Below are 5,400 nucleotides of genomic sequence, written 5' to 3' on the forward strand. Positions count from 1 at the left end.
GCGGGGCGGCTCGCGGTGCTGCTCACCGAGCCGGGCCTCGGCGGGCGGGGTGTCGATGTCGATGCGCGGCTCGGGCGCTGGCGCGGGCAACGCAACGAACGCGGCGAAGGCGCGTGGCGGCTCGCGCGACGCCTCGCGACGATCGGCGAGAAGTTGGCGGCTGCGGCGGGCGATGTCGAACCGCGCTCGATCGGCGGCTGGATCGCGACCGCCTGGCCCGACCGCGTCGCGCGCCGGCGGGCAGGGCAGCGGGGCGAGTATCTGAGCGTCGGCGGGCGTGCCTATCGCCTCGACCCGGTCGATCCGCTTGCCGGGAACGAATGGCTCGCGATCGCCGACGCGCAGGGCCATGCTGCGGGGGTGCGCATCCTCGCCGCGGCGCCGATCGATCAGGCCGAAGTCGAGGCCCTCTTCGCCAACCGCATCGTGGCGCATTCGGCGAGCAGCTACGACAGTGCGAACGATCGCGTCGATCATCGCCGCGAACGGCGGCTCGGCGCGATCGCGCTGACGAGCGGGCAGGCGGGGCGCAGCGAAAATGCCGGGGACGATGTCGCGGTGCGGATGGCGGCGGTGCGCGGCAAGGGGCTGGGGCTGATCGGCTGGGGCCCCGCGCCGCAGGCGCTGCGCCAGCGTGCTTCCTATGCCGGGATCGACGCGCTCTCGACCGGGGCGCTCGCCGACAGCCTCGAACTGTGGCTCGAGCCCTTGCTCGCAGGATGTCGCGGCCTTCGCGATATCGGCGACCGCAGGCTCACCGACGCGTTGATGGGGTTACTCGACTGGCCTGCGCGGCAATTGCTCGAGAAGCACGCGCCCGCCGACTATACGACGCCGGTCGGCAGCCGGCATCCGATCGACTATGGCGCCGACGGCGGCCCGACGGTCAGCGTGCGCGTGCAGGAATTGTTCGGGCTGGCCCGCCACCCCACGATCGGCGATCCGCCGGTGCCGCTCATCCTCGCGCTGACCTCGCCCGCGCACCGGCCGATCCAGACCACGCGCGACCTCGTCTCCTTCTGGAGCGGGAGCTGGCACGACGTCGCGCGCGAGATGCGCGGGCGCTATCCCAAACATAGCTGGCCCGACGATCCGGCGAACGCGCGCGCCACGCTGATGACGAAGGCGGCGCAGGCGCGGCGCGATGCGCAATAGCCCTCTTTTCGTACCCGTCGCTTGGCGCTAAGGCGTCGGCTCAGGCCCCAGATACAGGACGACCCCGATGAAAGCGCGTATTTTCCAGAAGCCCAAGAATGCGATGCAGTCGGGGCGTGCCGGGACGCAGCGCTGGATGCTCGAATATGCGCCCGCCGAGGCGCGCAAGGCCGATCCGCTGATGGGCTGGGCCGGCAGCGGCGACACGCAGCGCCAGCTTCGTCTGGGCTTTGCGAGCCGCGAAGAGGCGGTCGCCTATGCGGAGAAGAACGGTATCGAGGTCGAGGTCACCGCGACCCCCGTCCGGACGCTGAAAATCCAGGCCTACGCCGACAATTTCCGCTGATAAGGGGACGGCCCCGAAGGGCCGCCGAATTCCCGTTTATTCCGCGTCGGGCTGCAGCAGCTTGTGCAGGTGGACGACGACATATTTCATTTCGGCATCGTCGACCGTGCGCTGCGCGGCGCTGCGCCATGCCTTTTCGGCCGTTTTATAGTCGGGATAGAGGCCGACGACGTCGAGATTGTGAAGGTCGACGAAGTCGAGACCCTGCGGGTCGGCGACGCGTCCGCCGAACACGAGATGCAATTTGCTCATGGCTGCTTTCCTTGCGGGTAGCACTGGAAGGGGAGGATGGGCGCCCCTACCAGCGCTTCGCCCTTACGGCAAGTCCGGCTCATTCCTCGTCTTTGCGACCCTTGGGCAGCAGCGATCCGAGCAGCGCGCCGACCGCGACCGCGCCCGCGACGAGCGTCAGCGGCTGCTTTTCGGCAACGTCCTTCAGCTTGCTGTTCGCGCGCTTCGCCTGCGCCTTGCCCTTTTCATAGGCCTCGCCGGCGGCTTCACGCGCGACGCCGGCCTGCTCGCTCGCCTTCGCCGCGAAGTCTTCGGTCGCGGCGCGGGCACGGCCGTAGCCGTCCTGGATGCGCGCCTTCGCGGCCTCGGCGGTCAGGCGCGCGTTTTCGGCGGTTTTCTCCGCAAGTTCACTCGCTTTGGCACGCGTCTCGCGCGCGGTTTCACCGAACGGCTTCATTGTCTTCCTCCAATTCCTCTGTGTCGTCTTCGTCCGCCGGTTCCTCGGGGACACGGAAATGACCGGCGATGTCGGCCGCCAGATCCTGAACCTTCCGCGCCAGCTTCGGCGCATGTTCCCTGATCGGTTCGCGCAGCAGCCATATGGCGCCCGCCGCGGCGGCGATCGCGATCGGCAGCCTGTTGTTGCGGAACTGTTCCTGCACCGCATGCGCGGCGTCATCGGCCGCTTCGCCGATGCGGTACTTTCCGCGATCGACGAGCGCCGAGGGGCGCAGCGCCGCCCGCGCGGCGTCGAGCCGCCGGTGGAGTTCGGCGCGCTGGAGCATCGAGCGGCGCGCCGCGGCGATCAGGCGATTACGCGTCCGCGGCATCGTCGATCCCCTCGTTGGTCAGGTCGCGGCGCAGCGCGGTACGGATGTCGGCATAGCTCTTCTGCGCGCGCCACCCCGCGAAGCCCGCAACCGCGAGCAGCACGGCGACGACGATCAGCGTCGCGACGAACGGCCCCACATGCGGCGCGAGCGCGAGGATCGCACCGAAAGCGAGCGCCAGCATCGCGATACCCAGCGCGCTGGCGGCGACCGTGCCCCAGCCCGCGGTCCAGGTCACGCCATGCAGCGCCAGTTCGGTGCGCGCTTCGAGCAGGGCGAGCTCCGCCTTCGCCGTCGCCGAAATATTGTCGACGACGTCGCCGACGATCTTTTCGAGCGGCACGGGGGGCGGCGTTATCGGGCGCCCGTCGGGCGCATAACCATGACTTATGCCGTCAAAGCTGCGCGCGTCGGACGTGGGCGGGATGTTCGGATCTGCAGATGCCAAGGTCCGGTCAATCGTTGGAGCTGCCCTTGAGCATGCGGGCGAGCACGAAGCCGATCACCGTTGCGGCGCCGACGGCGATCGCCGGATTCTTCTTGACCATGTCGCGCGTCGAGGCGGCGAGTTCGTCGAGATCCTTCTTGTCCAGCGTCGTGGCAAGACCCGCGACGGTCGTCGCGGCCGAGCGGGCATAGTCGCCATATTGCTTGCCGAACTTGCTGTCGACCGTGCCGGCGCTGTCCTCGAGCAACTTGGCGAGGCTGCCGACGGCTTCGGCCGCCTTGTCCTTGCCCTTGTTCGCGGCGTCGCGCGCCTTGGTCGAGGCCTGGTTCTTGAGCGTCGTCGCTTCCTGCTTCAGCGAGGCGGCCTTCTTCGATGCTTCGGACTTGATGGTGTCGCGCGTCGCGGCGATCTGGTCGCGGATCGGGTGCTCCTTGGCGGCCTTCACGGTTGCGGGCTTGCGGGCGGGCGCGGCCTTGACGGCGGCGGCCTTCGCGGGAGCCTTGGGACGGGGAGCTGCGGCTTTCTTCGTCGCGGGAGTAGCGGCTTTGGCCATCATTTTGTCCTCTTCTGTCGTGTCGGGCGCCGCGCGTGCGGGCGGGCCTCTCTTGGTCCTCCCAGATATATAGCAAGGCGCGCCGAATGGTTCCATCCCTCTGCAAAATTCCTATGCAGTGGTTGCGCTGGCGGCAGGGCGCCGATAACAGGCGGGCGCCTTTCCCACCCGGTCCGCTCGCGGCCGCCCAGCAGGACAGTTTCCATGACCGCCATCATCGACATCCACGGCCGCGAAATCCTCGACAGCCGGGGCAATCCCACGGTCGAAGTCGATGTGTTGCTGGAGGACGGCAGCTTCGGCCGCGCCGCGGTTCCGTCGGGCGCCTCGACCGGCGCGCACGAAGCCGTCGAGTTGCGCGACGGCGACAAGGCGCGTTATCTCGGCAAGGGGGTGACGAAAGCCGTTGCCGCGGTGAACGGCGATATCGCCGAGGCGCTGATCGGCCTCGATGCCGAGGACCAGCGCGAGCTCGACATGGCGATGATCGACCTCGACGGCACGCCGAACAAGAGCCGCCTCGGCGCCAATGCGATCCTCGGCGTCAGCCTCGCGGCGGCAAAAGCGGCCGCCGACGCGCGCGGCCTGCCGCTCTACCGCTATGTCGGCGGCGTCTCGGCGCGCACGCTCCCGGTTCCGATGATGAACATCATCAACGGCGGCGAGCATGCCGACAATCCGATCGACGTGCAGGAATTCATGATCATGCCCGTCGGCGCCGGCAGCATCGCCGAAGCCGTCCGCTGGGGCAGCGAGATTTTCCACACGCTGAAGAAGGGGCTGTCGGCGAAAGGTCTCGCCACGGCCGTCGGCGACGAGGGCGGCTTCGCGCCGAACCTCGCCTCGACGCGCGCCGCGCTCGACTTCATCGCCGCGTCGGTCGATCAGGCGGGCTTCAAGCTCGGCAGCGACGTCGTGCTCGCGCTCGATTGTGCCGCGACCGAATTCTTCAGGAACGGAAAATATGAAATCAGCGGCGAAGGCCTGTCGCTGAGCCCCGAACAGATGGCCGAATATCTCGCCGCGCTGGTCGCCGACTATCCGATCAAGTCGATCGAGGACGGGATGAGCGAAGATGATTTCACCGGCTGGAAGGCGCTGACCGACCTTGTCGGCGACAAGTGCCAGCTCGTCGGCGACGATCTGTTCGTCACCAACCCGGCGCGGCTTGAACAGGGTATCAGGGACGGCCTCGCCAACTCTTTGCTCGTCAAGGTCAACCAGATCGGCACGCTTAGTGAAACGCTCGACGCGGTCGATATGGCGCACCGCGCGCGCTACACCGCCGTCATGTCGCACCGTTCGGGCGAGACCGAGGATTCGACGATCGCCGACCTCGCGGTCGCGACCAACTGCGGCCAGATCAAGACCGGCAGCCTCGCGCGCTCCGACCGGCTCGCCAAATACAATCAGCTCATCCGCATCGAGGAAGAGCTGGGCGACATGGCGCGCTATCCGGGAAGCACGATTTTCGGGTGATCTTCGCCTGCTCGCGCGGGGTTGCGAACGCCCGCGCGATCGTTAGGACTGACCCCCGAAAAGCGAACGGGGGGTTGCCGATGACAAAGCGGACACCTGCGGCGGCTCGGTCGCGGCTGTTCCTGGGGCTCGCGCTGGTCGGGACGGCGGCGGCATTGGCCGGTTTCGCCAGGACCTTCTTTCATCCCCTGTTCGCCGGCACCTTCCGCGCGCATCCGGTCGTTTACGGGCACGCCGTCCTGCTGTTCGGGTGGATCGCCTTTTTCCTGACGCAGTCGCTGCTCGTCGAGCGGCGGAACATGGCCTGGCATCGCCGGCTGGGCCGGGCCGGAGGGGCACTGGCCGCGGGGGTGGTGGT

The 5,400-nt window shown here is 68.2% G+C and carries 8 protein-coding genes and 1 pseudogene; 4 read left to right on the top strand and 5 right to left on the bottom strand.

From position 1 onward, the window contains the following. Together JHC57_RS20860 and JHC57_RS20865 are read left to right on the top strand one after the other, a co-directional pair. On the top strand, positions 1-1,155 hold a 1,155-nt coding region (locus JHC57_RS20860; protein WP_294032501.1), incomplete at its 5' end, for an ATP-dependent helicase C-terminal domain-containing protein. A 67-nt stretch (positions 1,156-1,222) separates the two neighbouring features. After that, a complete protein-coding gene (locus tag JHC57_RS20865; protein ID WP_294032502.1) occupies positions 1,223-1,501 on the top strand; it encodes an ETC complex I subunit in 279 nt (92 codons plus the stop codon). 36 nt (positions 1,502-1,537) lie between these two features. On the opposite strand, the gene JHC57_RS20870 is transcribed toward JHC57_RS20865, so the two are convergent. The 5 genes from JHC57_RS20870 to JHC57_RS20890 form a co-directional block, all read right to left on the bottom strand. Continuing rightward, the gene (locus tag JHC57_RS20870; protein WP_294032503.1) at positions 1,538-1,753 is read right to left on the bottom strand and encodes a DUF4170 domain-containing protein; all 216 of its coding nucleotides are present in this window, start codon (positions 1,751-1,753) and stop codon (positions 1,538-1,540) included. Between the two features lie 79 nt (positions 1,754-1,832). Next, the gene (locus JHC57_RS20875; RefSeq protein ID WP_294032504.1) at positions 1,833-2,189 is read right to left on the bottom strand and encodes a hypothetical protein; all 357 of its coding nucleotides are present in this window, start codon (positions 2,187-2,189) and stop codon (positions 1,833-1,835) included. Beyond that, positions 2,173-2,562 (bottom strand): hypothetical protein, encoded by a 390-nt coding sequence (locus JHC57_RS20880; protein ID WP_294032505.1) that lies wholly within the window; start codon positions 2,560-2,562, stop codon positions 2,173-2,175. The genes JHC57_RS20875 and JHC57_RS20880 overlap by 17 nt, the downstream gene beginning before the upstream one ends. Beyond that, positions 2,546-3,010 (bottom strand): phage holin family protein, encoded by a 465-nt coding sequence (locus JHC57_RS20885; RefSeq protein WP_294032506.1) that lies wholly within the window; start codon positions 3,008-3,010, stop codon positions 2,546-2,548. The genes JHC57_RS20880 and JHC57_RS20885 overlap by 17 nt, the downstream gene beginning before the upstream one ends. Positions 3,011-3,017: 7 nt before the next feature. Then, positions 3,018-3,566 carry a hypothetical protein gene (locus JHC57_RS20890; RefSeq protein WP_294032507.1) on the bottom strand — a complete coding sequence of 183 codons (549 nt, stop codon included), beginning with the start codon at positions 3,564-3,566 and terminating at the stop codon, positions 3,018-3,020. A gap of 201 nt (positions 3,567-3,767) precedes the next feature. On the opposite strand from JHC57_RS20890, the gene eno reads away from it, so the two are divergent. After that, a complete protein-coding gene (eno, locus tag JHC57_RS20895; protein WP_294032508.1) occupies positions 3,768-5,042 on the top strand; it encodes a phosphopyruvate hydratase in 1,275 nt (424 codons plus the stop codon). 80 nt (positions 5,043-5,122) lie between these two features. Continuing rightward, positions 5,123-5,400: pseudogene (locus JHC57_RS20900) on the top strand (hypothetical protein); the annotation flags it as partial.

Source organism: Sphingopyxis sp. (assembly GCF_016463645.1).
GTDB lineage: Bacteria > Pseudomonadota > Alphaproteobacteria > Sphingomonadales > Sphingomonadaceae > Sphingopyxis.

Excerpts from the sequence above, each read along its gene's own strand:
- eno (WP_294032508.1), top strand. The coding sequence starts at position 3,768 with ATGACCGCCATCATCGACATCCACGGCCGCGAAATCCTCGACAGCCGG.
- JHC57_RS20880 (WP_294032505.1), bottom strand. The coding sequence starts at position 2,562 with ATGCCGCGGACGCGTAATCGCCTGATCGCCGCGGCGCGCCGCTCGATG.
- JHC57_RS20875 (WP_294032504.1), bottom strand. The coding sequence starts at position 2,189 with ATGAAGCCGTTCGGTGAAACCGCGCGCGAGACGCGTGCCAAAGCGAGT.
- JHC57_RS20870 (WP_294032503.1), bottom strand. The coding sequence starts at position 1,753 with ATGAGCAAATTGCATCTCGTGTTCGGCGGACGCGTCGCCGACCCGCAG.
- JHC57_RS20890 (WP_294032507.1), bottom strand. The coding sequence starts at position 3,566 with ATGATGGCCAAAGCCGCTACTCCCGCGACGAAGAAAGCCGCAGCTCCC.
- JHC57_RS20865 (WP_294032502.1), top strand. The coding sequence starts at position 1,223 with ATGAAAGCGCGTATTTTCCAGAAGCCCAAGAATGCGATGCAGTCGGGG.